Consider the following 26,341-nt stretch of genomic DNA (forward strand, 5'->3'; position numbering starts at 1 on the left):
AACAACCCCACGACCGGTCCGGGAGGACGAATGAACGCCCGCACACGACACCGAGCCGGACGGCCGGGCACCGCCGCGGACACCCCGCCCCCACGGACGGACCCGGACCGGCTGGGGGGATTCACCGCCGGGCAGTTGGACCGGCTGTGCGAGGTGGTGGGCATCGGCGCGCGGCAGCGCGTCGCCCCTCAACGGGTGCTGTCCGAGCTGCTGGGACCGGCCGCGGCACGGCCGTTGGCCGATCCGCCGCCCTCGCCGTCGTTCGTCTCCGACGACCACACGCCCGTGGAGTTCTCGCTGACCTTCCCCTCGGGCGCCGCCCCGGTGCTGCGTGTCCTGGCCGACCCGGGGTGTGCCGCGCGGACCCTGCCGGACAACGCCCGGCTGGCCTGGGCCGCCGTGGCACGGCTCGCGGCCCAATGGGGGGTCGGACTGGGGGAGTTGACGCGGGTGAGCGACCTCTTCCTGCCGCCGGTGCCGCAGGGCCCGCTGACCCTGTGGTGCGCCCTCGAACTGCGGCCGGGCGGCCCGCCGGGGCTCAAGCTGTATCTCAACCCCGGTGCGCGGGGCGCCGAACGGAGCATGGACACCGTGGGCGAGGCCATGGACAGGCTCGGCCACGCACACGCCTTCGAGCCCCTACGGCGCTGTCTGGAGCCGCGCTTCCCGGAGCGGGCCGGCCTGATGTTCTTCGCCCTCGACGTGGGTCCGTGGGCCGCGCCCCGGGCCAAGGTCTATGTCGTCCACCGCCACGCCACGGCCGCCGACGCGGCGGACGCGGCGCGCCTCGTGCCCGGGGCGTGCCCCCGACGCGTGGCGGACCTGTGCCATCGCATCGGCGGCGAGGAGCCCTTCGCGGGCCTTCCGCTCATCTCCGGCTACTCGTTCACGGGGGCACGCGGTGGCGGTGGCGGAGGCGGGGGTGGAAGCACGGGTGGCGGCGTCGCCGCCGGCCCTGCTCATCCCACCGGTCACACCCTCTATCTCCCCGTCCGCGACCTTGTCCGTGACGACCGCGAGGCCCGCGACCACGCCGTGGCCCTGCTGCGTCAGTACGGCGTGGCCGACGCCCCGCTCGACCGCGCGCTGGCCGCGCTCACTCCCCGCCCGCTGAGCGCCGGGCGGGGCCTCATCTCCTACCTGGGCCTCGTCCAGGCGGGCGGGCGGCCACCGCGTATCACCGTCTACCTCTCCTCCGAGGCGTACGGAGTCCTGCCGCCACGAGACGACACGGGACCCACGAACCCGGTCCCCGGCCACCGGGCCCCCACCACCTGACGGGCCCCACCCCTGACGGGCCCCACCCCCTGACGGCCCCCACCACCTGAAAGGACACCGCCACCATGGAGCCGTACCGCATCAAGGTCGTCGAGCCGATCCCCGTCACCACCCGTGAGCAGCGGCAGGCCGCTCTCGCCCGCGTCCACCACAACCTCTTCGACCTGCGCGCCGACGAGGTCACCGTCGACCTGCTCACCGACTCGGGAACCGGCGCGCTGTCCGCCGCGCAGCTGGCCGCCGCGATGGACGGCGACGAGTCGTACGCGGGGTCACGGTCCTTCCACCGCTTCCACGACACCGTCCGGGAGCTGACCGGTTTCCCGCACATCCTGCCGGTGCACCAGGGACGCGCGGCCGAGCGGCTTCTGACCGCCATGCTCCTCGGCCCCGGCAAGCTCTTCCTGAGCAACACCCACTTCGACACCCTGCGGGCCAACATCGCCCTGTGCGGCGGCGAGGCCCGGGACCTGCCCTGCCCGGAGGCCGCGGACCTGGACAGCGCCGAGCCCTTCAAGGGGAACATCGACACCGCCCGGCTCAAGGCCGTCCTGGACGGACCGGAGGGCGCCCGCGTCGGCGCGGTGATCATGACGCTCACCAACAACGGCGGCGGGGGCCAGCCGGTGTCCATGGCCAACCTGACCCTCGCCTCGGCGCTCTGCCGGGAGCACGGCGTGCCGCTGATCCTGGACGCCGCGCGGTTCGCCGAGAACGCCTGGCTGGTCACCCGGCGGGAGCCCGCGTACCGCGACCGCAGCCCCCGGCAGGTCGCCGAGGAGGCGTTCCGGCTCGCCGACGGCTGTGTGATGAGCGCGAAGAAGGACGGCCTCGCCCATATCGGCGGCTTCCTGGGCCTGCGTGACACCGCGCTCGCCCGGCGCTGCGAACTGCTGCTCATCGCCACCGAGGGCTTCCCCACCTACGGCGGACTCGCGGGCCGCGACCTCGACATGGTCGCCCGGGGCCTGGCCGAGGTCACCGACCCGCGCTATCTGAACGCCCGGGCCGAGGACACCGCGTACCTGGCGGGCCTGGTGCGGTCGGCCGGCGTCGACATCGTGGAGCCGCCGGGCCTGCACGCGCTCTACCTCAACGCGGGCCGTCTGCTGCCGCACATCCCGCCCCACCGCTTCCCCGGCCAGGCGCTGGCCTGTCAGCTGTATCTGGAGGGCGGCATCCGTTCCGTGGAACTCGGCTCCCTGTATCTCGGCACGGAGGACGAGCACGGAGCCCCGCTCACCAGCGCTCCGTACGAGCTGCTGCGTCTGGCGATTCCGCGCCGGACGTACACCCGCGGCCACTTCGACCACGTCGGGCGGGCGCTGGCCCGCGTGGCGCGCGACGCCTCTCTCGTCCCCGGCCTCAGGATCACCGAACAGCCCGCCACCCTGCGCCAGTTCCGCGCCAAGCTGGCACCCGTGGCCGGATAGGCCGGGGGGAGGGGAGGGGAGAGGGTGGCGCTCACAGCCTCGTCGCTTAGTCTCGTGCTTGGGCACGCCGGAACGGCGCCGGCGGGGGCCCGCGCGAGGAGGCGACGGTGTTGGCAAGGGGCACGCGGTGGCTCGCGGGAGCCGTCACCCTCGCCTGCGTGGCGCTGGTCGGCCCCAGCGCTCCGGGCGACGGCCTGTTCGCCGGGGCGCTCCCCGCCGACGCCGTCCGTGAGGTCGTACCGAACCGGGTCATGACGTGGAACATCTGCAATCCCTGCGAGGTGAGCAACGTCGACCGGGCGGCGGAGATCGCCGCGTACGCGCCCCAGGTCATCGGCATGCAGGAGGCGTGCGTACGGGACGTCGAGCAGATCCGGGAGTATCTGGAGAGCCTGCACGGGCTGGTCTACCACGTCGAGTACGGCTCGGTGCTGCGGCACTGGGGCCGCTGCGGGGGAGTGCCGTGGAGTCCGGGCGGCTTCGGTCAGGCGCTGCTCTCGGCCGCGCCGATGACGGACCGCGTCAACGTGGAGTACCCCGACGGCGGTTCCGAGGACCGGGGCTATCAGGCCGTGACGATCACGGTGGGCGGCCGGTCCGTGCGGGTCTTCAACACCCACCTCGCCCAACGGCGCCAGGAGGAGGTCCGGGAGGGCCAGGTCCGTGTGCTCGCCTCGGCCGTCTCCCGGTACGACCGTGCCGTCGTCCTCGGTGACTTCAACGCCGTGCCGGACGCCCCCGAACTCGCCCCGATCTGGGAACTGGCCACGGACGCCGACCCCGCGTGCCGGCCGCCGGCCGACGGCGACTGCAAAGTGACCACGGACTGGCGGAGCAAGTTCGACTACACCTTCCTGCGGGGCTTCACCCCGCTCGGGCAGGGGGTGCGGCAGTCCGCGTACTCGGACCACGACCTGGTGCGCGCCGACCTGGACATGGGCTGAGACGTGCCCCGACCGCTGACGGGGATCGGCCGCTGACGGGGATCGGCCGCGGCCCTCGGGGAGGGCCGCGGCCGATGTCCGGTCAGGAGGTGAACGGTGTGGAGCCGTCCTCCGCGGTGATCTTCCACAGGTGGTCGGCGGTGCCGGTGTCGTCCCACTGCAGGGTCTGGGCCCCGGACGCGGTGGACATGTCCTTGACGCCGAGCACCATGCCGCTGTTCTTGTTGACGAGCTTGGCGTAGCCGCCGCCGGCGTCGACGATCGACCACAGATGGTCGGCGGTCAGGGTGTCACCCCACTGCAGCGCGGTGGCCCCGGCAGTCTTGGAGGCGTCCTTGATGCCGAGCACCTGCCCGCTGTTGGTGTTGAAGATCTTGTAGTAGCCGTTCTCGGCGGGGACGATCTTCCACCAGTGGTTGGCCGTGCTGTTGGCGGTCTGCTGCTGTACGGCGCCTCCGGGGGCGATCGAGGAGCCGTCGACGCCCAGCTCCAGGGTGCTGTTCTTGTTGGTGATCTTCACCCGGGGTGTCTCGGGGTACCAGGACTCCAACTCGGTGACGCCGACGAACTTGCCCGTCTGCGGGGTGAGGACGACCCGGAACTGGGAGGTCGTGACCGTCGGGAAGGTCACCTCGTTGGGGTTGTTCGCGACCGGGGCGGCCGGGCTCTTCGTCTGCCCCGGCACGGTCACCCAGGCCCCGTCCTTGAGGTACTGGACGGTGTAGCTCGCCGGGACACGGATGTCCGCGCCGTCGTCGTAGGTGTAGAACTTCACCTCGTTGATCTTGCGCGGTGCCCCGAAGTCGACGCCGAGATGGTCGGTGGCGTTCGGTGAACCGGAGTTGGTCCAGCGGTCGTCGGGGATCTTGTCGTAGCGGATCCAGCCGTCGGTGGCCCGCAGCGGGGCGTCGAAGGTGGTCGGCTTGCAGGTCTGACCGCTGTGGCAGTGCGGGCCGTTGGAGACGGTGTTGGTGTAGGAGGCGAAGGCCTTCGGGTAGGGCTGGGTGACCGTGCGGCCCAGCCAGTCCTGCTCGGCGGTCAGCGGGTTGGCGGCCACGTTCATCAGCCGGGCGGGCTGCGCCGGGGTGACGGGCGCGGCCACGTTCACGGTCGTGCTGGTGCCGAGGGCCGCGGACTGGTGGATGCGGACGCCGTCCTGGAAGATCTGCAGGCCGCTGCCCTTGCCGTAGTGCGAGCCGTCCCGGTCCCAGCGGATCGAGTACGTGTGCCCGTGGTACGGCAGGCTCTCCACCGCGAACCAGTCCCAGCCGGACGGGACCAGCGGCTTCAGCACCAGCGTGTTGTCCGCCTGCGGCTTGATGCCCAGCAGCCCGGAGAGCACCAGGTCGTTGAAGCTGGAGTGGTTGTAGTGCTCGCTGAAGTTGAACCCGTCGTAGATCCACTCGCCGGTGTCGCCGTTGGCGGCCTCGGCGACGTAGGGCTTGCCGTCCTTGTGCTGGAGGTCGGCGAACTGGGCGAGCATCGACTGGTAGTCGGCCTTGGTGACGAAGTTCTGCGCGGGGTAGTCCTGGAGCAGGTTCGCGAGGCCGGTGAGGATCTGGCTGGTCTGGTACGGCCAGCTCGGGCCGTTCCAGTGACAGCAGTTGGCGTCGTCGCGCTTCTGCTCGGCGGGGATCGCCTGGTAGTTGAAGTACGGGTTCGCGGTGATCCGGTCCAGCTCCGCGAAGCCGGTGCCCTTGGTGAACTTCAGCGTGTTCGCGCCGGTCTTCATCGGGACCTGCACGGTCACGGACTTCGATTCCGCGAACTGGCCCCAACCGCCGCCGGGGGCATAGCTCACGGTGACCGGGTTCGCGGTGTCGCCGTTCACGACGACCTTGTGCGTCGAGGTGGCGGAGGTGGCGTTGGCGTAGTGGACCGTCACCGGGTACGTGCCGTTGCCGGGCGCGTCCACGGTGAAGGTGACCGCGCTGTCGTCGAAGTCGATCTGCCCGACGTACTTGCCGTTCGAGGCCGTCGAGGAGTTGTGGGTGTTGGCGTGGACGACGGCTGCCTGCTCGGCCTCGAAGTCGTGCACCCGCTCCAGGGTCGTCGGCCCGAACGGGGCCTTGAACCGCTTGGCGTCGGTCAGGTACTTCCACGCCGACGAGTACTGCGCGTCGGGGAGACTGAACGCCCAGGGGGCGAAGCCCATCGCCTCGCGCCAGGTCGTCCGGGTCTGCTTCAGCGTGCCGTTGGTGCTGTCCGTGTTGTAGACCTGCATGAAGAAGTTCCGCTGCGGGTCCCACAGCGAGTTCTGCACGGCGGACTTCAGCTGCGCGGCCTTCGCGTCGTAGTCGCTCGCGGTCGCCGTGTCCCCGTTCAGGGTGGAGATCTTGCTGATCGCCTGGGCCGCGGCGAACATGTACGCGTTGATCGTGGGCCGGTAACCCCGGCCGCCGCTGAACCAGTTGCTGCTGTGCATCGATGTCTCGGTGTACTCCGTGGCGTCGGACAGCGGCGTCTGGTGGAACAGGTCGCTGGAGGACTGGGCGCCGTTCACCGTGACGTCGGTGTCGAAGTTCGAGTCCCACCGCTTGTACAGCGCGATCAGATGCGGCAGCGCGGACTTGATCTGCGCGGCGTCACCGGTCACCAGATAGCGCTGGTACGCGGCGCTGGTGATCCACTCGCTGAAGTTCCGCGCGCCCGAGTTGCCCGCCCCGCGCAGCCAGAAGTCCAGATAGTCACCGGCGTAGTCGCGGTTGTGCAGCCAGCGCCCGTCCAGCAGGTGGTAGCCGGTCGCGTCCGGCAGCGCGGTGTACGGGTTCCCCGCGTACCCGATCGGCACGTCGTACTCGGTCGACACGTACCCGGTGCCCGGCACGGTGTAGCGCAGCGCGCGCTTGAACGTGCTCCACCGGTAGTAGTAGACCTCGTCGATGTCGTTGTCGGGGGTGTCGAGGAACGGGATGTTGTCCTTGTACCACTGCCGCTCGTCGAGTTGGTTCGCGGCGAGGATCGCGTCCTTGTCCAGCGCGACCGCGTTGGGATCGTCGGCGGCGTGCGCGGGACCCGCACCCGGCCCGGCGCTCAACAGGCTGACGGACAACACCGATCCGCACAGGGCGGCCAGTGCGCGGTTGCTACGTCTGAGGCGTCTACGCATCGAGGTGTCCTCCATTGGGCACTCATGCGGTGGTTCGAAATGTTCGATATTGCGAACGATGTTCGAAATGCTGCGCGACGGTAGTAACAGGTGGGTTGGGAAGTCAAGAGGTCGAAGGTAGGGAGACGCACTGCCGCGGCCCGCCGGATGTCCGGCGGGCCGCGGCGGCGGGGGTGTCCCCTGGGCGGAGCGGGTTCTACATGTGGACGACGGGCGCGGCGTCCGGGTTGTGGACGGGGGTGCCGCGCCGGTAGAGGAGGACGCTGACGACGAGGCCGGCGACGAAGAACGCGGCGGACCACCAGTAGGCGGTGGAGTAACCCTCCAGTCCGGCCTCGGCGAGGACCGTGGGGTCCTTGGGGTTCCTGCCGTCGAGGTAGCTGGTGACGGCGCTGGAGAACAGGGTGTTGAGGAGCGCGGTGCCCAGCGAACCGCCCACCTGCTGCATGGTGTTGACGGCGGCGGAGGCGACGCCGGAGTCCTCGGCGGCGACCCCCTCGGTGGCCAGGCTCATGGCGGGCGCCATGATCAGGCCCATGCCGAGTCCGGCCACGATCAGCGGGGGCAGGATGTCGCCGGCGTAGGAGCTGGTGAGGTCGAGACCCGTCAGCCAGACCATGCCGGCCGCCGCGACGCCCATGCCCAGCGGCACGACCGGCTTGGGGCCGAAGCGGGGGACGAGCGAGGTGGTGGCGAGGGTGGAGGTCACCATCAGCGCGGCGATCATCGGCAGGAACGCCAGGCCGGTCTTGATGGGCGTGTAGCCGAGGGTCTGCTGCAGGTAGTAGGTGAGGAAGAGGAAGACGCCGAACATGGCGGCGCCGATGATCAGTACGGAGACGAAGGAGGCGCCGCGGTTGCGGTCCAGCAGGATCCGCAGCGGCAGCAGCGGGTGCGCGGCCCTGGTCTGCCACCAGGTGAACACGGCCAGCAAGGCGCCTCCGGCGAGCAGGAAGCCCCAGGTCCGCGGGGAGCCCCAGTCGTGGCTCTCGGCGTTGGAGAAGCCGTAGACCAGGCAGAACAGTCCACCGCCGACGAGGAGGGCGCCCGGTACGTCGATCTTGGCGTTCTTGTCGCGGGTGGTGCGCTGGAGGAGCAGCATTCCGCCGACGAAGGCGGCGGCGGCGAAGACGAGGTTGACGTAGAGGGTCCAGCGCCAGTCGAGGTACTCGGTCAGCACCCCGCCGAGCAGCAGACCGACCGCGCCGCCGGCCCCGGCGATCGCGCCGTACACGCCGAAGGCCTTGGCGCGTTCCCTGGCGTCGGTGAACGTGACGGTCAGCAGGGACAGCGCGGCCGGTGCGAGGAGGGCGCCGAACACGCCCTGGCCGGCCCGGGCGACGATGAGCATCTCGAAGCTGGTGGCGGCACCGCCCAGGGCGGACATACCGGCGAAGCCGACCAGCCCGACGAGGAACGTCATCTTGCGGCCGAAGAGGTCCGCTATCCGGCCGCCGAGCAGCAGCAGACTGCCGAAGGCGAGTGCGTAGGCGGTGACGACCCACTGCCGGTCGCCGTCGGAGAAGCCCAGGTCCCGCTGGGCCGAGGGCAGTGCGATGTTCACGATCGTCGCGTCCAGCACCACCATCAGCTGGGCCAGACCGATGACGACCAGGATCCACCAGCGGTGGGGCGGGGGTGCGACGGCGGGGGGTGAGGCGGACACGGCGGGCTTGTCCGGTGTGTCGGTCGCGGTGTGGGGCATGACGGAACTCCAGTAGGGGCGGGCGGGACGGGAGAGGTCGGCTGAAGCGCGGAGGGGGGCTGCTTCGACGGAGCCCGTCGCCTGACACATGTCAGATTAGCTGTAATCTGACATGTGTCAAGTAAGATCCGGGGGTGCCCGGACGCCCCGGCGCGGGCGCACCCGCGGTGCCGGACGAGCGGCAGGTCCTCCGGCGTGGGCTGGAGGCCTTCGCGGAGCTGGGATACGACCGGACGTGCTGTTCTTCGCCGTCATGGGCCCCGTGTCGGGCATGCTGGAGGTGCCCCTGGCCCGGCGCCCGGGCCGACCGGAGAACGCCTCGCCGCGACACCTCGCGGCGACCGCGGAATCACTGGCGGCGCTCGTCGTCGGCGGACTGCTCGCCACGGGTGCGAGCGGCACGGACCGGGCATGATCCGGTCAGGGCGATGGCAGCGCTCCCGTCCCCGGTGGGCGGGGCCGACCGGAAGGCGTACGGAACATGGCTGGGCAACGCGACCGTTGGGCGGAACTGACCGGAGGGGAGGCCGGAGAGGCGTATGCCCTGCGCTTCGCCCGCCTCGCCGAATCGGGCCAGGACGTCCACGGCGAGGCCACCTTCTGCGCCGCGCTGCTGGAGCCCGCCGCCCGGATCCTCGACGCCGGCTGCGGCACCGGCCGGATCGCGATCCGGCTCGCCGAACTGGGCCACCGCTGCACCGGCGTGGACGTCGACCCCTCGATGCTCGCCGTCGCCCGCCGCGAGGCACCCGCGCAGGACTGGCTCCTCGGCGACCTCGCCCACCTGGACGCCCTCGACCTGACACCGGGCTTCGACCTGGTGCTCGCCGCCGGAAACGTCATCCCCCTGCTGGCCGCCGGCACCGAACCGGCCGTCGTCCACCACCTGGCCGCCGCACTGCGCCCCGGCGGTCTGCTGGTCACCGGCATGGGACTCGACGCGGCACACCTGCCGCTGCCGGAACCGCCGGTGACCCTGACGCAGTTCGACCACTGGTGCGCCGAGGCCGGACTGACCCTGCGTCAGCGCCATGCCACCTGGAGCGGCGACCCGTACCGGCCCGGCGGCGGCTACGCCGTCAGCGTGCACACCCGGCCCACCACCTGAACTCCGCTCAGGACAGGTCCTCGGTGGTGAAGTGCTGTTGGTACGTCATCCCCGCCCCGGTGCCGCGCAGCACCCAGAACGCGTCCAGCTCCTGCTTCTTGGCGTTCAGGAAGCCGGGCGCGCCGACCACGACGTCCAGGTGCTCGTCACCGTCGGTGTCGAGGAGCGGGCCGACGACGGTGATGCCGTTACGGGTCGGGCCACGGCCGGCGGCGGGTGTGTCGCTGCCGGGGAGGCCGGGGCTGTCGAGGGTCACCGCCCGGACCGTCCCGGCGGTGGCCGCCCGCAGATCGGGGACCAGCCAGACCACGCCGTCGCTGTTGTTGGCCCCGGTCGCCGAGGTGACCAGATCGGCCCGGCCGTCACCGGTGACGTCGCCGAGGGCGGTGCCGCCCATACCGCCGTACTGCGTCTCGTTCCTGAGCCCCGGCGGAGCGTCGGTGCTCAGACCGCCGTGCTCGCCGCTCTCGGGCCCCGAACGGGTGCTGAGCCAGTAGCCGACGCTCAGCTGCTCACGGAAGGCGACGAAGCTCGCGGTGTACAGGTCGTCGACGCCGTCCCCGTCCACGTCCCCGGGCTGCCCCTCCAGACCGGTGACGGGCCGTTCGCGGTCCTCCTCCGGCCGCAGTCCCTGCGGGCCGCCGCGCAGATAGAGCAAGTCGGCGAGGGCGACCTCGCCGTCCCCCTCACTCTCCGGATCGCTCCAGTGGTACCGGACGGCCAGATCGGTGGCCCTGTCACCGTCGAAGTCGCCGGCCAGGAAGTGGTACGGAACCGAGTTCGGCCGGCCGTCTCCGGCCTGCTCCTGCACCCGGGCGGGTGCGCCGCCGCGCCGGACGGGGCCGAACCACACGGTGCCCAGCGGGCCTTCGGCGCCGCCCGGGAGGAACAGGTCGGCGTTGCCGTCCCCGTCGAAGTCGCCGGTCGCCACGGGGCTCGCCGGTGCTCCGGTGAGCGGCTGGGCGTCGCCCACGCCGCGCGCCCCGCCCCACAGCACGGCGGGCTCGCCACGCTGCGGCGCCGACACGAGATCGGTGAAGCCGTCATGGTCCAGATCGAGACGGAACAACCGCGTCTGCTCGGGCCCCGCCGCCGGAGCCGACCACGGGACCACGGTGTGCCGACGTGGATCCAGCCCCGTCGCCGACCCGTAGACCACCACGAGGCTTCCGCCCGCGACCACGGCGGCGAAGTCGTCGTAGCCGTCGCCGTTGACATCCCCGGGCCGGGGATGCGCGGAAGGTCTTCCGGCGCCCGGCCGCTCGCCCTGAAGACTGGCCGGGTACCGCTCTCCCGTGCCGCTCGCGCCGCTCCCGCCGGCGGCAGGACGCTCCCCGGCACCACTGCAGGCCGCCGCCGGCAGCACGACCGTGAGAGCCAGACACCACCGGGACACCCGCGTCAGCCGTCGCATGAGATCTCCCGCCTCCACCCGCACCACGGACCGTGTCGACACACACGACTGCCCACCGCCCCGAAAGGTTGCGGATCCGTCGGTGTGCCCGGCGCGGCCGTTCTCGCGCCCCGTGCGCGGCGGTGCCACGGCGGTGCTCGCGGCACGGCGGGGGATCAGCCCTCGGCGGGCATCACCCGGGTCACCTTGCCGTCGGTGTCGGCCTCCAGATAGCCGGACTGGTTGTACTCGTCGCTCAGGTACACGGCCATGCCGGCCGGTGTGTCGAAGACGTCGTTGGGCTGTCTCACCAGCAGGTAACGGTTCTCGGGATCCTTGACGTTGAGCTTCTTGTCCGCCTCCTTCAACAGGGCGGGAACCTTGTCCCAGTTGAAGTCGTCGAGGCTGACGGGCTGTTCGCCGCCGGCGAGCGTGCCCTTGATGATGCCCTTCTCCACGCCCTGCCCCGGCCGGTAGGTGTAGGTGTCGTACTTCGTGTCACTGCCCTCGACCATGAGCTGGGCCGACACGAAGTCCGGGTAGACCGAGAAGTCGCCGAACATGTCCCGGCCGGTCTCCTTCTCGAACGCCTTGATCGCGGTGCGGATGCCGTCCGGTGTCAGCATGTCGCCCGGCGCGACGTCCTTCGACTCCTCCGTCGCCCGGTCGTCATCGGCCGGTGAGGCCGTCGACTTCGGGGTCGAGGCGCTGGACTTCGAGGCCGAGGCGGTGGGCGCGACGGTGGACGAGCCGCTCGCCTGCGAGTCGCCGGCGTCCCCTCCCACGGGCAACAGCCACCACAGCAGGACCAGCGCACCGACGAGCGCGGCCCCCGACACGCTCAGCAGTGCGGCACGGCGCGGCGTGCGCGGGCGGACCGTGCCCACGGCCGCGGTCGTCGCCTGATACGGAACCTTTCCCGGCGGTGCCGGCACGGGCGGCGGCCCGAACCCGGTGGCCCCGAAGGGGCTCGTCGGGCCGGAGGCACCCGGGCCGCCCCCGGCCGTGTGGGCGGCGGGTGGCGGGACGGGGACGCCGGGCGGGCCGAACGTGTTCGGTGGCGTGAAGCCGCCCGAGTGCGACGGGGTGACCGGGTGGCCGGAGGACGACGGCGGAACCAGCGGATACGAGGTGGGCTCGTCCCACACCGCCGGAGCCTGAGGAACGGCCGGACCCGACTCGATCTCGGCGAGCCGCCGCTCCAGTTCGGCCGCCGGGGGCCGCGCCGACGGGTCCCGTACGAGCACGCTCATCAGGACGTCACCCAGTGCCCCGGCGCGCACCGGGGGCGCGACGTCGTCGTTGAGGACCGCGGCGAGGGTCGCCAGGGTGTTGCCCCGGCGCAGCGGATGGTGGCCCTCCACCGCCGTGTACAGCATCATCGCCAGCGACCACAGGTCGGAGGCGGAGCCGCCCTCGTGCCCCGAGATGCGCTCCGGTGCCATGAAGTCGGGCGTACCGATGACGGAACCGGTGGCGGTCAGACCGGTGGTCTCGCGGATCGCGGCGATCCCGAAGTCGGTGAGGACGGGCCGCCCGTCGGGGCGCATCAGCACATTGGCGGGCTTGACGTCCCGGTGCTGGATACCGGCCTCGTGCGCGGCGGCCAGCCCGGCCAGCACCTGCCGGCCGATCCGTGCCGCCTCGGCGGGCGGCATCGGTCCCTCGGCCAGCCGGTCGGCCAGCGAACCACCGCTGACCAGCTCCATCACGATCCACGGATACGTGCCGTCGCCGCCGTCGACGATGTGGTGGATGGTGACCACGTTCGGATGGTCGATGCGGGCCAGGGCCCTGGCCTCCCGCAGCACCCGCTCGCGCAGCGTCCGGGCGCCTTCCGGGTCGTACTCGGCGAGGTCCCGGTCGGGCGGCCGGACCTCCTTGACGGCCACGAGCCTGTGCAGCACCAGATCCCTGGCCCGCCACACCGTCCCCATCCCGCCACCGCCGAGACGGGTCTCCAACTCGAAGCGCCCGTCGACGACTCGTCTGCCGGGCCCTCTGTCGTCCTCGTTCATGGCGGGAGCATAGTTCCCGCCACCGACAGCCTCCGAAGGAGGTCTTGTTGGCCGATTCCGGTCGCCGCCGCGGCGCGGTCCGCCGCCCCGGACGGCCGGAGGGAGAACGTGAGGCATGTGTGAGCCACGTCTCATCCGAGGGCTGTCACAGGCCCCGCGCGGCCGGTGTCTCCATGGCGAGTCCAGAACCGAGGGAGACATGATGAACGGCAGCGGCAGCAGTGGCGGGAGCGGCGACGGCGACGTGCGGGTGGTCGTCGTCGGCGGTGGCTACGGCGGCGTGACGGCGGCCAACGCCCTGGCGCGGCGCGCCGGTGTGTCGGTGACCGTGATCAATCCGCGTCCCGAGTTCGTCGAGCGGATCCGTCTGCACCAGCGCGTGACCGGCTCCGACGACGCCACCGAGAGCTACGGCCGGGTCATGGGCCGGAACGTCCGGCTGGTGGTCGACACCGCGACCCGGATCGACGCCGCCGAACGCCGGGTGGCCCTGGAGAGCGGAGGCACGGTCCCCTACGACTACCTCGTCTACGCGGTGGGCAGCGGTGCCGCCGATCCCGGTGTGCCCGGAGCGGCGGAGTTCGCCCACCGGGTGTCGGACCTCGAAGGGGCGGAGCGTCTGCGGGCCGCGCTGGACGCGGCGCCCGCCTCGGCCCCGGTGACCGTGGTCGGCGCCGGCCCGACCGGGCTGGAGACCGCCGCCGAACTGGCGGAAGCGGGCCGCGAGGTCACCCTGGTCTGCGGCGCCGTACTCGGCCCCTCCCTGCACCCCCGGGTCCGTCGCCCGGTCGCCCGCCGGCTCGCCGAGGTGGGGGTGACCGTCCTCGAAGGCCCCGGCGCTCAGGTGAAGGAGGTGACCCACGACGCCGTACGGCTCGGCGACGGCCGGGAGGTCCCCAGCGCGGTGACGATCTGGACCGCGGGATTCCGTGTCCCGGACCTGGCCGCGCACAGCGGGCTGCGCACCGACGCCGACGGCCGTCTGGTCACCGACACCACCCTGACCAGCGTGGACGACGACCGAATCGTCGCCGCCGGGGACGCGGGCGTGATGCCGGACCACCCGTTCCGGATGAGCTGCCAGGCGGCCGTACAGCTCGGCCCGGCCGCCGCCGGCACGATCCTGCGCCGGATCGCGGGGAAGAGGCCCGCGTCCGTCCGGATGTTCTTCGCCGGGCAGTGCCTCAGTCTCGGCAGGGACGCGGGCGTCACCCAGTTCTCCTACCCGAACGACAAGGTGAACGCGCTCGGCATCGGCGGGCGCACGGGTGCCGTCGTCAAGGAGATCGCCTGCACGTTCACCCTCAACAAGCTGGTGTCCGGCGCGCGCAGGGCCGGCTCCCGGGCCGACGGTGACAAGGCTGCCCAGCCCCAAGGTGTCTGATCGGCGAGAGACGACCGAACCATGACCGGACCGGAGAGTGAAGCGCACGACATGAACGACGACGACGTCACCGACCCCGCGACCGAGGCCTTCGTCGCCCACCGCGACCTGCTGTTCACCGTCGCCTACGAGATGCTCGGATCGGCCGCGGACGCCGAGGACGTCCTCCAGGAGGCCTGGCTGCGCTGGGTGCGGGCCGACCTGGAGCAGGTACGGGACCGGCGCGCCTACCTGGTCCGGATCACGACCCGGCAGGCACTCAACCGGCTGCGCACCCTCAAACGGCGCAAGGAGGCCTACGTGGGCCCCTGGCTGCCCGAGCCCCTGCTCACCGCGCCGGACGTCGCCGAGGACGTCGAACTCTCCGAGAACCTGTCGCTGGCCCTCATGTACATCCTCGAAACCCTCTCGCCGACCGAACGTGCCGTCTTCGTCCTGCGCGAGGTGTTCGACTTCGGCTACGACGACATCGCCGCCGCGATCGACAAGACCCCCGCGGCCGTACGCCAGATCGCCCACCGCGCCCGCCGGCACGTGGAGGCCCGCCGGCCGCGTACGGCGGCCTCCCCGGAGGAGACCCGGGAGGCGCTGCACTCGTTCCGGCGGGCGCTGGTGACCGGGGACCTGCAGGGGCTGCTCGACGTACTCGCCCCGGACGTCGTCTTCGTCAGCGACGGCGGCGGCCTCAGGCTGGCCGCGCTGCACCCGGTCGTCGGCGCCGACAAGGTGCTGCGCTACATGGCCGGCAGTGTCGCCAAGGCCGGCGGCGTCCTCGTCGGCGAGCCCACGACGGTCAACGGCAACCCGGGACTCGTCCTGCGCCTGGACGGCGAGATCGACGGCGTCCTCGCCTTCCGCGTGGAGCACGCCCGCGTCACCGGCCTCTACTACGTCCGCAACCCCGAGAAACTGACCCGCGTCGAGCAGGAGACGCCGCTCGCCTCGCGCTGAGCCGCCGGTGTCCCATGTCCTCGCGACACGCGTGGGCCGACGGGGCGGGCGTCAGCCCTCGACGCCCGTCACCGTCTCGACCCCCGCCACGCCCGCCACGTCGAGCAGCCGGTGCATGAGCGCGGTGGGCAGCGCCGGGTTGCCGGCCGCCGCGCGGGGCATGCCGTCCGCGCCGAGCAGACCGACGAGCCGTGCGCGGGGCAGCCGCGGGTCGGCCGCCGCGTGCCGGCGGACCATGCCGTCCCCGTCGTACGAGAGCCGGTCGACGAGTTCCGGCGAGGCGTCCGGATCGAAGAGGGCCGCATAGCGCAACCGGTGGTGGGGATGGTCCGCGAACCGGGCCAGACCGGGGCGCGCGAAGTTGCGGCGGTACGCCAGCAGGGCCCAGCTCAGCCCGGTCCAGCCGGCGAACATCTCCACGAGGAGGTCGTGCGGGGCGTGGTCGTTCTCGCAGAGCATCAGCCGGACGAAGTAGTCCTCGTCGGCCGCCAGCCGCTCGATCACATCGGGGGCCAGTTCCGGCGCGCAGGTGACGGCCCGGCGCAGCAGCACATGGCCGGAGGCCGCGAGCTCCCGCAGCGCGTCCTGATCACCGAAGCGCTCCGCCACCCAGCCCGGCACCGGATGGCGGCCCTCGGGGACGGTGTGGTCGAGCGCCGCCCGCTGCTCCTCGGTCAGGTCCGCGCGCAGGGACAGGGCGAGGCGGACCTCGGGCTCGGCATCGGCGGCCAGCGTGAGGGCGAGCGCCTGCGACACATGGGGGTTGCCGGCCGCACCGTGGCGTATCCACCTGTCCTCGTGCGCCACGAGGAGGACGGCCAGCCCCGTGTCGACGGGCGCGGCGCGCGCGGAGTCACGGCGGCGGCGGTCGTCCGTCTCGGCGAGGAAGTCCTCGACCGTCGTCGGCAGGGGTACGTCGACGAAGGTGGCGCGCCCGACCGCCTCGCGCACCCGAGGGTGCGGGTCGGCCTCGGCGGCGGTCCGTACGTCCGGGCGCAGCACCGGCCAGGTCCGGGGGTCGATCGCGGCGGCCCGGACCCGGGGGTCGGGATCCTCGGCCAGCGTGAGCAGCGTCGCCTCCGGCACCCCGGGCAGCCGGGCGGCGAAGTACCGCACCATGGGCTCCGGGTCGGCCGTCAGCCGCGCCACCGCCTCTGCCGGCAGCTCGGCTTCGTGCTCCTCCGCCATCACCACCGCGATCCGCCGTACCTTCGGGTCGGGGTCCTGGGCCAGCACGGCGAGCGCGTCGCACGGCAGGTGAGGGTTCTCCGCGACGAGCTTGCGGATCGCCGGGTCGGGGTGTGCGACGGCGGCGTGCGCGACGGCGGGGGACAGGGCGCGCTGCACGAGCCAGTACTGCGGGTCGGGCAGCGGATCGACGGTGAGCACGCGCCGCAGCACCTCGTCCGGTGCGGCCGTGTTCATGGCGAGCCCCGCGACCCACTCCGCGTGCAGCGTGGTGTCGGCCGCGAGCAGCCGCAGGGCGTCGGCACGGTCCGGGTCCGCCGGTGTCTCCGGGTCCGCCGGTGTCTCCAGGTCCCCGAACGCGGCCCAGGTCAGCTGATCGTCCGTACGCGCCATGGCGTGATTTTCTCAGGGCCCTTGCCCGCCGGGCCGCCCGGGAGCGCCTCGCACACTCTCCACGGCGCGGGTCAGGAGCGTCACCAGCTCGTCGATGACCGGGGGGCGTGCGCCGGGGCGGCTGACGGCGAGGATCTCGCGGTGCAGCGGGGTGATCCCGGGCGGCAGCACCACCCTGTCGACTCCGGCGTCGCGCCCCGGAGCGTGGCCGCGCCCGTGGCCGCCGTCGCTATCGCCGTCGCCGTCGCCGTCGCCGAGCAGCGTGGCCGGGATCAGGCCCACCGCGAGGCCGGCCCGGATCATGGCGAGCATGCTGTGCAGGTCCTCGGTCTCCAGCGTCACCCGGGGCGCGATCCCCAGCTCGCCCGCCCAGCGGTGCAGCAGCCGCCGGTCGGGGTTGTGCGGGTGACCGGAGACCCACTCCTGCTCCAGGCAGTCGGCCAGCCGCACCGGGCGCGGGCGCACCGGATCGCCGCCCGCGACCAGGACCAGCGGTTCCCGTCCGAGGGCGGTGATCGTCAGCGTCTCGGACGGGGCCGGCGGATCCTCGGGCAGATAGCGGTAGGCGACGAGCAGGTCGAGGTCGCCCGACCGCACCCTCGGTACGCCCTCGTCGGTCTCCATGACGACGAGACGGATCCGGGGACCCGGGCGGCGGGCCCTGAGCGTGGCCAGGACCCGGGGCAGCAGATAGGTCATCGCGCTGGGATAGACCCCGACGCGCAGTTCGGCGAGCTCACGGCCGGCGATGGCGTGGGCGGCGTCCTGGAAGCGCGCGGTCGCGTCGAAGAGCGTTTCGGCCGCCTGTGCGAGGGAGCGTCCGGCCGCCGTGAGGATCAGCCGGCTCCCGGGGCGGCGGACGATCAGTTCGACGCCCAGCTCGCGTTCGAGCGCGGCGATGTGCTGGGACACCGCCGAGGGCACATAGCCGAGTTCCGTGGCGGCCTCGGCCATCGAGCCCCGGCGCACCACGGCCAGAAAGGTGGCCAGGAGCTTCAGATCCGGCTGGGACTTCGCGGAAGACCTCCCGGCAGACTTCACGGCTCGTGAACTTTCTCTTCGAGATCCATCGCTTTACGTGTCGCGCGGTCGACGACAGAGTAAAGGTGCCGCCGACCCCAGGCACGCTGCCCGATCCAGCCGGGCGCCGTGCCCGAAAGAGAGCGAGACCATGGCCATCGACCTCACCGCCCTGCGCGCCCACTTCCCCTCCCTGGACACGGGCCTCGCCTTCTTCGACGGCCCGGGCGGCACCCAGACTCCCCGCCCCGTCGCCGAGGCCGTCACCGCGACGCTGACCGGCCCCCTCTCCAACCGGGGGACCGTCAGCCCTTCCGAGGCCAACGCCGAACGCGCCGTCGCCGACTTCCGCGCCGCCTACGCCGACCTCCTCCATGTGCCCTCCGCCGGCGTCGTGCACGGCCGCAGCGCCACCCAGCTGACGTACGACTTCTCCCGCCACCTCGCCAAGACCTGGCATCCGGGCGACGAGATCGTGCTCAGCCGTCTGGACCACGACGCCAACGTCCGCCCGTGGACCCAGGCCGCCGAACGCGCCGGGGTGACGGTCCGCTGGATCGAGATCGACCCGGAGACCACGGAACTGGACCTCGACTCGTACGAACGGGCCCTGACCTCCCGCACCCGGCTGGTCGCGCTCACCGCCGCCTCGAACGTGCTCGGCACCGTGCCGCCCGTCCGCCGGATCGCCGACCGCGCGCACGAGGCCGGCGCCCTGGTGTACGTGGACGGCGTCCACTACGCCGCCCACCATCTCGTGGACGTACCCGCCCTCGGGGCCGACCTGTTCGTCTGCTCGCCGTACAAGTTCCTCGGGCCGCACTGCGGAGTCCTCGCGGCGGCTCCCGAGTTCCTCGAAGCCCTGCGCCCGGACAAGCTCCTGCCGTCCCCCGACACGGTCCCGGAGCGGTTCGAGTTCGGCACCCTGCCGTACGAGATCCTGGCGGGCGCCACCGCCGCCGTCGACTTCCTCGCCGACCTGGACCCCGGTACGGGGACTTCGCGCCGGGAGCGCCTCATCCGCTCCTTCGACGCCCTGCACGAGCACGAACTGACGCTGCGCGCACGGCTGCAGGAGGGGCTGGGGTCCCTGGGTGACGCCCTCACGCTGCACTCGAAGGCCCCGGACCGCACACCGACCCTGCTGATGACCCTCGAAGGGCGCGACGCCCGCGAGGCCCAGACCCACCTGGCGGCGCGCGGCGTGGTGGCACCGGCGGGCTCCTTCTACGCGTACGAGCCCTTCACCGCGCTCAAGCTCGACGCCCCCGCCCTGCGCGCGGGCCTGGCCCCCTACAACACCACGGACGACGTGGACCGGTTCCTCGACGGACTCGCCGACTTCCTCTGAGGACGGAGGCCGGTCCGCAGGGGCGGGTGCCTGACATCCGGGGTGCCGGGCGCGGGTCGGTATCGTCGCCCAGATGATGAGCGAGCCCTTCTACCACCGGACCGGAACCGGCACGTTCGAGCCGACGCGGGCCACCGAGAGCCCCTGGGACCAGTCGCTGCAGCACGGCGGCCCGCCGTCCGCGCTCCTGCTCGGTGAGATCGAGAGAGCGGTGGCCGGCCACGGGCGGATCACGGCGGCCCAGATCGACTTCCTCGGCGCGATCCCGCGCGAGCCCGGACAGGTCGAGGTCCGCACGCTGCGCCCCGGCCGCCGGGTCCGGCTCGACGCGGCCACGCTGACGATCCGCGACCGGGTGGTGGCCGAGGCCAGGTGCTGGACGATGGCCACGGGCACGGGCGCGGACCGTCAGGTGGAACACCGCAGGTCGCCGCTGCCCGCTCTCCCGGACACCACACCCGGCGATCACCCGTTCCCAGGATTCCCGGGAGCCTGGCACTACCCCGACGCGATCGAATGGCGGTTCGTCCACGGCGGCGGCGCGCAGCCGGGGCCCGCCGCGGTCTGGACCCGGGTCCGGGTCCCGGTGGTCGGGGGCGAGGCCGTCACGCCGCTGCAGCGCCTGGCCGTGGTCGCCGACTCCGCGAACGGCATCTCCGGTGAACTCCCGCTGGACCGCTTCCTGTTCGTGCCCACGGCACTCCAGCTGAACCTGCACCGCCATCCGGCGGGGGAGTGGATCCTGCTGGACGCCCGGACCTCCCTGTCCGGCGACGGCATCGGGGCCACGGTGACCGACCTGTACGACCTCTCCGGGACACTCGGCACCGGAACCCAGCCGCTCCTCGTGCAACCGCGCTGATCCGGTGTCCGGTGAGAAGGCGGGTGGCGAGGACTCACACGTAGACGCCTTCTTCGAAGCCGAGTCCCTCCCATCGCTCCGCGGTGAGGACGGAGCCTCCGTCCGGGGACACGATGCAGGTCACGTCGATGTCCCAGCGGTCGTCGTCGCCGACGAGCACGCTGTCGACGTTGACCACCTCATAGGTGTCCAGGCGAATGCCCAGCCCGGGAAAGGGCGGGACCGGCAGACGCAGTTCACGCAGCCAGGTGCCGTCGGGCGTATAGGCCACCAGCAGCGCTCGTATGGGGCCGTCGGCAAACCGCTTGCTCATGTCGCGTCCTTCGCACCGGTGATCGGCCCACAGCGGCGTGCGACGGGCCCGGCGCCACGCTATCAGCCGGTTCGTCCGCTCAACGGAGGGCTGTGGGCGCCGAGTTGAGGGTGCCGGCTGCGATTCCCCGCCCAGGACGGGTTGATGAAGCGGACAGCTGTCCGGTACGTTTTCCTCAACGTACCGGACGGCTGTCCGCTTTTCGGTGCCGTGGCTCCACTGTGTCGCGGTGCCGTCGTGTCGCGCGGCGCTGTGCCGTTCTCCCCCATCCCCGCACGGAAGATCTCGCTGCCATGAAACTGCTGGTCCTCGGCGCGACCGGCCCCACCGGTCGCCATGTCATCGACGCGGCCCTGCGATCCGGGGACACGGTCACCGCCCTGGTGCGCGACCCCGCGGCCCTGGGCGACCTGGCCGACCGGATCACCCTGGTCACCGGCGACGCCACGTCGCACCGTGACATCGCCGGAGCGGCGGCCGGACAGGACGCCGTCATCTCGGCTCTGGGCAGGGGCAACTCGGTACGCGCCGACGGCCTCTTCACCCGCTCCTCGGCGGCCGTCGTCACGGCGGCCCGGGAGACCGACGTCGCCCGCCTGATATGGCTGTCGTCCTTCGGCGTCGGCCACACCTACGACTGGAGCAGCACCACGCAGAAGGCGATCTACAGCACCCTGCTCCGGGGGCTCTACGCCAACAAGGAGATCGCCGACGAGGCCGTACGCGGCAGCGGCCTCGACTGGACCGTCGTCTACCCGACCCGGCTGACCGACGGCGCCGCCAAGGGCGGCTACCAGGTGGCCGACCGCCTGCCGATGAAGGGCAATCCGACGATCAGCCGGGCAGATGTCGCGGCGTTCATGCACCAGGCCGCCCACGGCGTCGAATGGATCCGTCGCAGCCCCGTGATCAGCGACTGAGAAAGGGACGCGCCGGCACGGAGGCGGTCACCGGATCACACCTTCCGAACGATCACACCCGCCGTGCCCAGCCGGTCGGTCTGGTCGGCGGGGGCGGACTCGTCCGTGACGACGGCGTGCAGGGCGGAGGCCGGGGCGACGAAGCCGAGGGCGGTACGGGAGAACTTGGTGCCCTCGGCGACGGCGATGACCCGGCGGGAGGAGGCGATCGCGGCGCGCTTGACGGTGGCGTCGTCCAGGTCGTAGGCGGTCAGGCCGTTGTCCGCGTCCAGTCCGCAGCAGCCGAGGACCGCGGTGTCGAACCGCAGGGCGGCCAGCGACGCCGTGGTCAGCGGGCCGGTCAGCGCCAACTCGCCCGGCCGCGGCCGGCCGCCGGGGACCAGCAGGGTCAGCTGAGGGGCATCCGTCAGCGCGTTCACGGCGTGCAGGGACAGCGGCAGTACGGTCAGTCGCCGCTGCTCCAGGGCGCGGGCCACCTCCAGACAGGTGGTGCCGCTGTCGAGGACGACGGACTCCCCGTCGGAGATCAGCCCGGCGACCTCGGCCGCGATACGCCGCTTGGCGTCCATCCCCTCCTGGGCCCGCAACGCGAACGGCGGCTCCTCGCCGCGCAGCAGCAGGCTCCTGGCTCCGCCTCGATAGCGCTCCAGCACCCCCTGCGCGGCCAGGACTTCGAGGTCGCGGCGGACGGTCATCTCCGAGGCTCCGGTGAGCCCGGCCAGTTCCGCGACACCGATGCTGCCGGCTTCCCGTACGGCGTCGGTGATCTGCCTGTGTCGATCTGTGCCAGCCATACGATGGATTGAACACCATGAGAGTTTGAATGGCAATCTTTCGAACATGAAAACTGTTCGATATGTTCGATGCATGCGACAAGATCTACGGGCCGGCCGGCTCGCCACCTTCGCCTACTTCACTCTCAACGGCTTCCTCATGGGCATGTGGGTCGTCCACATCCCGAGCATCGAGCACCGCGCGGGCATCAGCCATGCCGTGCTCGGCTGGCTTCTGCTGCTCCTCGGCGCGGGGGCCTTCGCCGGTATGCAGGCGGTCGGTCCGCTCACCGACCGCTTCGGCGCCCGCACCGTCGTCCCGCTCGGTGCGGCGCTGTGCAGCGCGGCCCTGGTCCTGCCCGGTCTGGCGACCAGCGCGTGGACGCTCGGTGCCGCGCTCTTCGTCCTCGGCGTCGGCAACGGCTGTCTGGATGTCGGCATGAACGCCCACGCCGTCCAGGTCGAGCGCGGCTACGGGCGGCCCGTCATGTCCGCCTTCCACGCCGCCTTCTCCATCGGCGGGGTCGTCGCCGCCCTCGCGGGAGCCCTCACGCTCGGCCTGGGCTGGAGCCCCGCGCTGACACTGGGCGTCGTCGCCCTCACAGGCCTCGCCGCGGCGGCGTTCGCTGCGCCCGCGCTGCTGGGCCGCGACAGCGTGCGCCCCGCGCCCGGGGCGGCGCCCTCGGTCGACGACGCCGCCCCGGCCGCGAAGCCCCGCACACGAACACCCCGGCGTATCTGGATGCTGGCCACGCTGGCACTGATGATCATGCTGTGCGAGGGCGTGGCGAACGACTGGAGCACCCTCCATCTGCGTCAGGTCCTCGACGCGCCCGCCTCCACCGCCGCCCTCGCCTACGGGGCCTTCGCCACCGCGATGACCGTGGGCCGTCTGCTCGCCGACCGGGCCTCCGCGCGCTTCGGACCCGTGGCCATCCTCCGCCACGGCGCGTCCGTCGCGGCGCTCGGCCTGACCGTGGCGGCCCTCTCGCCCTGGATTCCGCTCGCCCTGGCAGGCTGGGCCCTGTTCGGGGCGGGGCTCTCCGGCTGCGTGCCCCAACTCCTCAGCGCCGCCGGGCATTCCGACCAGGACGCAGCCGGGGTCCATGTCTCCCGCGTCGCCGGACTCGGCTACCTCGGTATGCTCGCCGGGCCCGCCGTCATCGGTCCGCTGACCCAGGTCATGCCGCTCAACCTCACGTTCTTCCTCCCGGTGGCGTGCTGTGTCGTCGCCGCCTGCTCCGCCGGCATCCTGCGCCAACCCCACCCGGCCCCCGCGCCCTTGAAGGCCGAGACGGCAGGATCGGTCTGACGAGGTCTGACGAGGAACAACCGCCGTTCGCCTCGGCCTTCGGCGCGCGGGCGCGGAGGCGCGCCGATGCGCCGATGCGCTGATGCGCTGATGCGCGGGCGCGGAGGCCGGGCGTACGGCCCGGCAACCCTCACGACACCTGCCGGGCTAGGCTGCTGATCATGTCTTCCGCATTACCTGACTCGTCCGAACTGCTGGCCGACCCTCATGGCGTGTACGCCCGGCTCCGGGAGGCGGGGCCGGCCCATCGGATCGTCGGGCCGGACCGGTTGCCCGTGTGGATCGTCACCCGGTACGCCGACGTACGACGGCTGCTGGCCGACCCACGGCTGTCGCTGGACAAGACGCACCGGCTCCCCGGGCACTACCGAGGCTTCACGCTGCCCGCCGCGCTCGACGCCAACCTGCTCAACATGGACCCGCCGGACCACACCCGGATCAGACGGCTGGTCGCCCAGGCCTTCACCTCCGGCCGGGTCGAGCGCATGCGCCCCGGCATCCAACTCCTCGCCGACAGGCTGCTGGACGGCATCGCCGACCGGGGACGCGCCGACCTCGTGGCCGACTTCGCCGCACCGCTGCCCATCACCGTCATCTGCGATCTGCTCGGTGTGCCGGACGACTCGCGCCCGGACTTCCGTGCCTGGACCGACGCACTGGTCGCCCCGGACCCCGCACACCCCGAGGCGACGAAGCACGCGGTGGCCGCCATGCCGGCCTACTTCGCTCGGCTGATCGCCGACAAGCGCCGCACCCCCGGCAGCGACCTGCTGTCCGACCTGGTCGAGGTACGCGACGGCGGCGACAGGCTCACCGAGGACGAGCTGACCTCACTCGCCTTCCTCATCCTGTCCGCCGGTTACGAGAACACGGTGCAACTCATCGGCACCGCGGTGCTGGCCCTGCTGGACCACCCGGAACAACGTGCCGCGCTGCGCGACGACCCGGCCAGGATCGCGGGCGCCGTCGAGGAGTTCGCGCGCCACGACGGGCCCGCGCTGCTCGCGATCCGCCGCTTCCCGGTCGAGGACGTGGAGTTGGACGGTGTGACGATCCCGGCGGGGGAGACGGTCCTGCTGTCGCTCGCCTCCGCCAACCGGGACCCGGCCCGCTTCCGCGACCCCGACCGGCTGGACGTGGACAGACAGGACGGCGGACATCTGGCACTCGGCCATGGCATCCACTACTGCGTCGGCGCCCCGCTGGCCCGGCTGGAGACACAGATCGCCGTGAGTACGCTGCTGCGCCGCCTGCCCGCGCTCCAACTCGACGTGCCACGCGACGAACTGCGATGGCGCCCGTCGATGCGGGCCCGCGGACTCGTCGCCCTGCCGGTGCGATTCTGAGGCCCAAGTCCGATCCGAGTCCGCCCCGAGTCCGCCCCGAGTCCGTTTCCGAGTCCGACCGGGGTCTCCCCGAGTCCGCCCCGAACCCCGCCCGTGCCACTGGTCCCTGAACGCCTTGCCCGGCGCCGCGTTGTCAGTGCTCCGCCTTAGGGTTCTCGGTATGAGAGCAGAAACATCCATGTCCCTGGACACCCCGATCTACAGCCGTCTCGTCGCCGAACGCGGTGACATTCCCGCGCGGGTGCGCGACGAGGCCGACCGTGTGCGCCGTCAACTGGAAGGGGTCATCCCTGGTTCGGGGAGCGCCGACGCGTCGCCGGGCGCCGCACAGAGGGGCTCGTTCTTCGGTACCGGGCCGCTCTCCCCATGAGGATCGTCGTCACGGGTGGCTTCGGCTTCGTCGGGCGGCTGGTCGCGAGCGCACTGCTCCGGACACGGACGTTCCGAGGTGTCCCGATCCGGAGCCTGGTGCTCGTCGACAGGATCGTGCCATCCGGAACGCCCTTCGCGTCGCCGTCCGTGTCCGACCCGCTCGTCCCGCTCGTGGAGACGGTGCACGGCGACCTCCGCGACCGCCTCGACGCGGTGTTCGCGGAGCCGGTGGACCTGGTGTTCCATCTCGCCGCAGCCGTCTCCGCCGAGTGCGAGGCCGACTTCGACCTCGGCATGACCGCCAACGTGGACACCACCCGAGCCCTCCTGGAAGCCGCCCGGGCCCAGTCGGCCGCCGGCGGACCGACGCCGCGCCTGGTGTTCTCCAGCAGCGTGGCGGTCTACGGCCCCGACCCCGCGCTCCCGCTCCCGCCCGTCGCCACCGAGGCGACCCTGCCCACGCCCCGGACCAGCTACGGCATCCAGAAACTCGTCTGCGAGCAACTGATCGCGGACTACACCCGGCGGGGGTTCGTCGACGGGCGCGTCGCCCGCCTGATGACCGTGGCCGTACGACCCGGCCGGCCGAACGGTGCGGCCTCCGGCTTCCTGTCCGGGATCATCCGCGAGCCCCTCGCCGGACTCCCCGCCCTCTGCCCCGTACGCCCCGGCCTGCGGGTGGCCCTGGCCTCCCCGCGACGCACCGTCGAGGCGCTCCTGCGCATCGCGGAAGCGGAGCGCGGGCAGGGGCCGGGCCGGTTCGACGGCGGGCTGCCGGTCAACCTCCCGGCGCTCACCGTCTCGGTCGCCGAGATGCTGGCCACGCTCCGGCAGGTGGCCGGGGACGCCGTCGCCGACCTGGTGACGGTCGCGCCCGACCCCGCTGTCGAGGCCGTCGTGGGCTCGTGGCCCTCCGCCTTCGACCACACCCGTGCCACCGCGCTCGGCCTGGCTCCCGACCCGGGCTTCGCGTCCGTGGTCCGGGACTACCTCGCCGACCACCCCGGCGCGGTCCGCGCCGTACCCGAGAGGGGATGAACACCCGCCGGGGCGAAGCGAGTTGACTCCGACCGGGATCGGCGGAAGAGATGGTAATGTCACCGATCGCACGTATTCGGTATCAGGCAGTGAAGTCCGCCGCCTCGGCGCGTCAACCGTAGGAGTCGAC

The 26,341-nt window shown here is 72.3% G+C and carries 22 protein-coding genes; 14 read left to right on the plus strand and 8 right to left on the minus strand.

The annotated features are described in order from the left end of the window. Window positions 1-30: 30 nt before the first annotated feature. From J8M51_RS31000 to J8M51_RS31010, 3 genes are all read left to right on the plus strand, one after another. Window positions 31-1,278, plus strand: a complete 1,248-nt coding sequence (locus J8M51_RS31000; RefSeq protein WP_267299618.1) for a tryptophan dimethylallyltransferase family protein — start codon at window positions 31-33, stop codon at window positions 1,276-1,278. 65 nt (window positions 1,279-1,343) lie between these two features. Beyond that, entirely contained in the window at window positions 1,344-2,711 is a 1,368-nt protein-coding gene (locus J8M51_RS31005; protein ID WP_267299619.1) for a tryptophanase, read from the plus strand. A 107-nt stretch (window positions 2,712-2,818) separates the two neighbouring features. Further along, window positions 2,819-3,655: an endonuclease/exonuclease/phosphatase family protein gene (locus J8M51_RS31010; RefSeq protein ID WP_086756495.1), complete on the plus strand. Its 837-nt coding sequence runs from the start codon at window positions 2,819-2,821 to the stop codon at window positions 3,653-3,655. An 82-nt stretch (window positions 3,656-3,737) separates the two neighbouring features. Here J8M51_RS31010 and J8M51_RS31015 read toward each other — a convergent pair whose 3' ends face one another. Then, entirely contained in the window at window positions 3,738-6,764 is a 3,027-nt protein-coding gene (locus J8M51_RS31015) for an MGH1-like glycoside hydrolase domain-containing protein (protein WP_086756501.1), read from the minus strand. Window positions 6,765-6,960: 196 nt separating this feature from the next. Continuing rightward, window positions 6,961-8,469: an MFS transporter gene (locus tag J8M51_RS31020; protein WP_267299620.1), complete on the minus strand. Its 1,509-nt coding sequence runs from the start codon at window positions 8,467-8,469 to the stop codon at window positions 6,961-6,963. A gap of 235 nt (window positions 8,470-8,704) precedes the next feature. Between J8M51_RS31020 and J8M51_RS31025 the strand changes: the two genes are divergently transcribed. Together J8M51_RS31025 and J8M51_RS31030 are read left to right on the plus strand one after the other, a co-directional pair. Continuing rightward, window positions 8,705-8,884, plus strand: a complete 180-nt coding sequence (locus tag J8M51_RS31025; RefSeq protein ID WP_236067712.1) for a hypothetical protein — start codon at window positions 8,705-8,707, stop codon at window positions 8,882-8,884. 66 nt (window positions 8,885-8,950) lie between these two features. Further along, a complete protein-coding gene (locus J8M51_RS31030; RefSeq protein WP_086756153.1) occupies window positions 8,951-9,577 on the plus strand; it encodes a class I SAM-dependent methyltransferase in 627 nt (208 codons plus the stop codon). Between the two features lie 7 nt (window positions 9,578-9,584). Here J8M51_RS31030 and J8M51_RS31035 read toward each other — a convergent pair whose 3' ends face one another. Together J8M51_RS31035 and J8M51_RS31040 are read right to left on the minus strand one after the other, a co-directional pair. Then, a complete protein-coding gene (locus J8M51_RS31035; protein WP_086756151.1) occupies window positions 9,585-10,991 on the minus strand; it encodes an FG-GAP repeat domain-containing protein in 1,407 nt (468 codons plus the stop codon). 155 nt (window positions 10,992-11,146) lie between these two features. Continuing rightward, window positions 11,147-12,988 carry a serine/threonine-protein kinase gene (locus J8M51_RS31040; RefSeq protein ID WP_086756150.1) on the minus strand — a complete coding sequence of 614 codons (1,842 nt, stop codon included), beginning with the start codon at window positions 12,986-12,988 and terminating at the stop codon, window positions 11,147-11,149. A 199-nt stretch (window positions 12,989-13,187) separates the two neighbouring features. On the opposite strand from J8M51_RS31040, the gene J8M51_RS31045 reads away from it, so the two are divergent. Together J8M51_RS31045 and J8M51_RS31050 are read left to right on the plus strand one after the other, a co-directional pair. Further along, window positions 13,188-14,372: an NAD(P)/FAD-dependent oxidoreductase gene (locus J8M51_RS31045; RefSeq protein WP_256964807.1), complete on the plus strand. Its 1,185-nt coding sequence runs from the start codon at window positions 13,188-13,190 to the stop codon at window positions 14,370-14,372. Between the two features lie 21 nt (window positions 14,373-14,393). Beyond that, complete coding sequence (locus J8M51_RS31050) at window positions 14,394-15,323, plus strand: RNA polymerase sigma-70 factor (RefSeq protein WP_398857183.1); 930 nt, start codon at window positions 14,394-14,396, stop codon at window positions 15,321-15,323. A gap of 51 nt (window positions 15,324-15,374) precedes the next feature. Here J8M51_RS31050 and J8M51_RS31055 read toward each other — a convergent pair whose 3' ends face one another. Both J8M51_RS31055 and J8M51_RS31060 read right to left on the minus strand, forming a co-directional pair. Next, window positions 15,375-16,904, minus strand: coding sequence for a hypothetical protein (locus tag J8M51_RS31055; RefSeq protein WP_086756148.1), 1,530 nt, complete (start codon window positions 16,902-16,904; stop codon window positions 15,375-15,377). Between the two features lie 12 nt (window positions 16,905-16,916). After that, the gene (locus J8M51_RS31060; RefSeq protein WP_086756146.1) at window positions 16,917-17,945 is read right to left on the minus strand and encodes a LysR family transcriptional regulator; all 1,029 of its coding nucleotides are present in this window, start codon (window positions 17,943-17,945) and stop codon (window positions 16,917-16,919) included. Between the two features lie 130 nt (window positions 17,946-18,075). Between J8M51_RS31060 and J8M51_RS31065 the strand changes: the two genes are divergently transcribed. Beyond that, window positions 18,076-19,275: a cysteine desulfurase-like protein gene (locus J8M51_RS31065; RefSeq protein WP_086756144.1), complete on the plus strand. Its 1,200-nt coding sequence runs from the start codon at window positions 18,076-18,078 to the stop codon at window positions 19,273-19,275. 73 nt (window positions 19,276-19,348) lie between these two features. Beyond that, a complete protein-coding gene (locus J8M51_RS31070) occupies window positions 19,349-20,137 on the plus strand; it encodes a thioesterase family protein (RefSeq protein ID WP_086756143.1) in 789 nt (262 codons plus the stop codon). A gap of 34 nt (window positions 20,138-20,171) precedes the next feature. Here J8M51_RS31070 and J8M51_RS31075 read toward each other — a convergent pair whose 3' ends face one another. Then, window positions 20,172-20,450, minus strand: a complete 279-nt coding sequence (locus J8M51_RS31075) for a hypothetical protein (RefSeq protein WP_086756141.1) — start codon at window positions 20,448-20,450, stop codon at window positions 20,172-20,174. Window positions 20,451-20,743: 293 nt separating this feature from the next. Between J8M51_RS31075 and J8M51_RS31080 the strand changes: the two genes are divergently transcribed. After that, on the plus strand, window positions 20,744-21,370 hold the full coding sequence (locus tag J8M51_RS31080) for an NAD(P)-dependent oxidoreductase (protein ID WP_086756140.1): 627 nt from the start codon (window positions 20,744-20,746) through the stop codon (window positions 21,368-21,370). Between the two features lie 35 nt (window positions 21,371-21,405). On the opposite strand, the gene J8M51_RS31085 is transcribed toward J8M51_RS31080, so the two are convergent. Then, window positions 21,406-22,164, minus strand: coding sequence for a DeoR/GlpR family DNA-binding transcription regulator (locus J8M51_RS31085; RefSeq protein WP_086756138.1), 759 nt, complete (start codon window positions 22,162-22,164; stop codon window positions 21,406-21,408). Window positions 22,165-22,237: 73 nt separating this feature from the next. On the opposite strand from J8M51_RS31085, the gene J8M51_RS31090 reads away from it, so the two are divergent. The 4 genes from J8M51_RS31090 to denD all read left to right on the plus strand — a co-directional run bounded on the left by J8M51_RS31090 (window position 22,238) and on the right by denD (window position 26,211). Next, entirely contained in the window at window positions 22,238-23,455 is a 1,218-nt protein-coding gene (locus J8M51_RS31090) for an MFS transporter (protein WP_086756137.1), read from the plus strand. Window positions 23,456-23,616: 161 nt separating this feature from the next. Further along, window positions 23,617-24,801: a cytochrome P450 family protein gene (locus J8M51_RS31095; RefSeq protein WP_086756135.1), complete on the plus strand. Its 1,185-nt coding sequence runs from the start codon at window positions 23,617-23,619 to the stop codon at window positions 24,799-24,801. A gap of 160 nt (window positions 24,802-24,961) precedes the next feature. Further along, the gene (locus tag J8M51_RS31100; protein ID WP_398857188.1) at window positions 24,962-25,171 is read left to right on the plus strand and encodes a hypothetical protein; all 210 of its coding nucleotides are present in this window, start codon (window positions 24,962-24,964) and stop codon (window positions 25,169-25,171) included. Beyond that, window positions 25,168-26,211 carry a D-erythronate dehydrogenase gene (gene denD, locus J8M51_RS31105; RefSeq protein WP_086756132.1) on the plus strand — a complete coding sequence of 348 codons (1,044 nt, stop codon included), beginning with the start codon at window positions 25,168-25,170 and terminating at the stop codon, window positions 26,209-26,211. Before J8M51_RS31100 ends, denD begins: the two co-directional genes overlap by 4 nt. Window positions 26,212-26,341: the final 130 nt, after the last annotated feature.

Source organism: Streptomyces griseiscabiei (assembly GCF_020010925.1).
Classification (GTDB): domain Bacteria; phylum Actinomycetota; class Actinomycetes; order Streptomycetales; family Streptomycetaceae; genus Streptomyces; species Streptomyces griseiscabiei.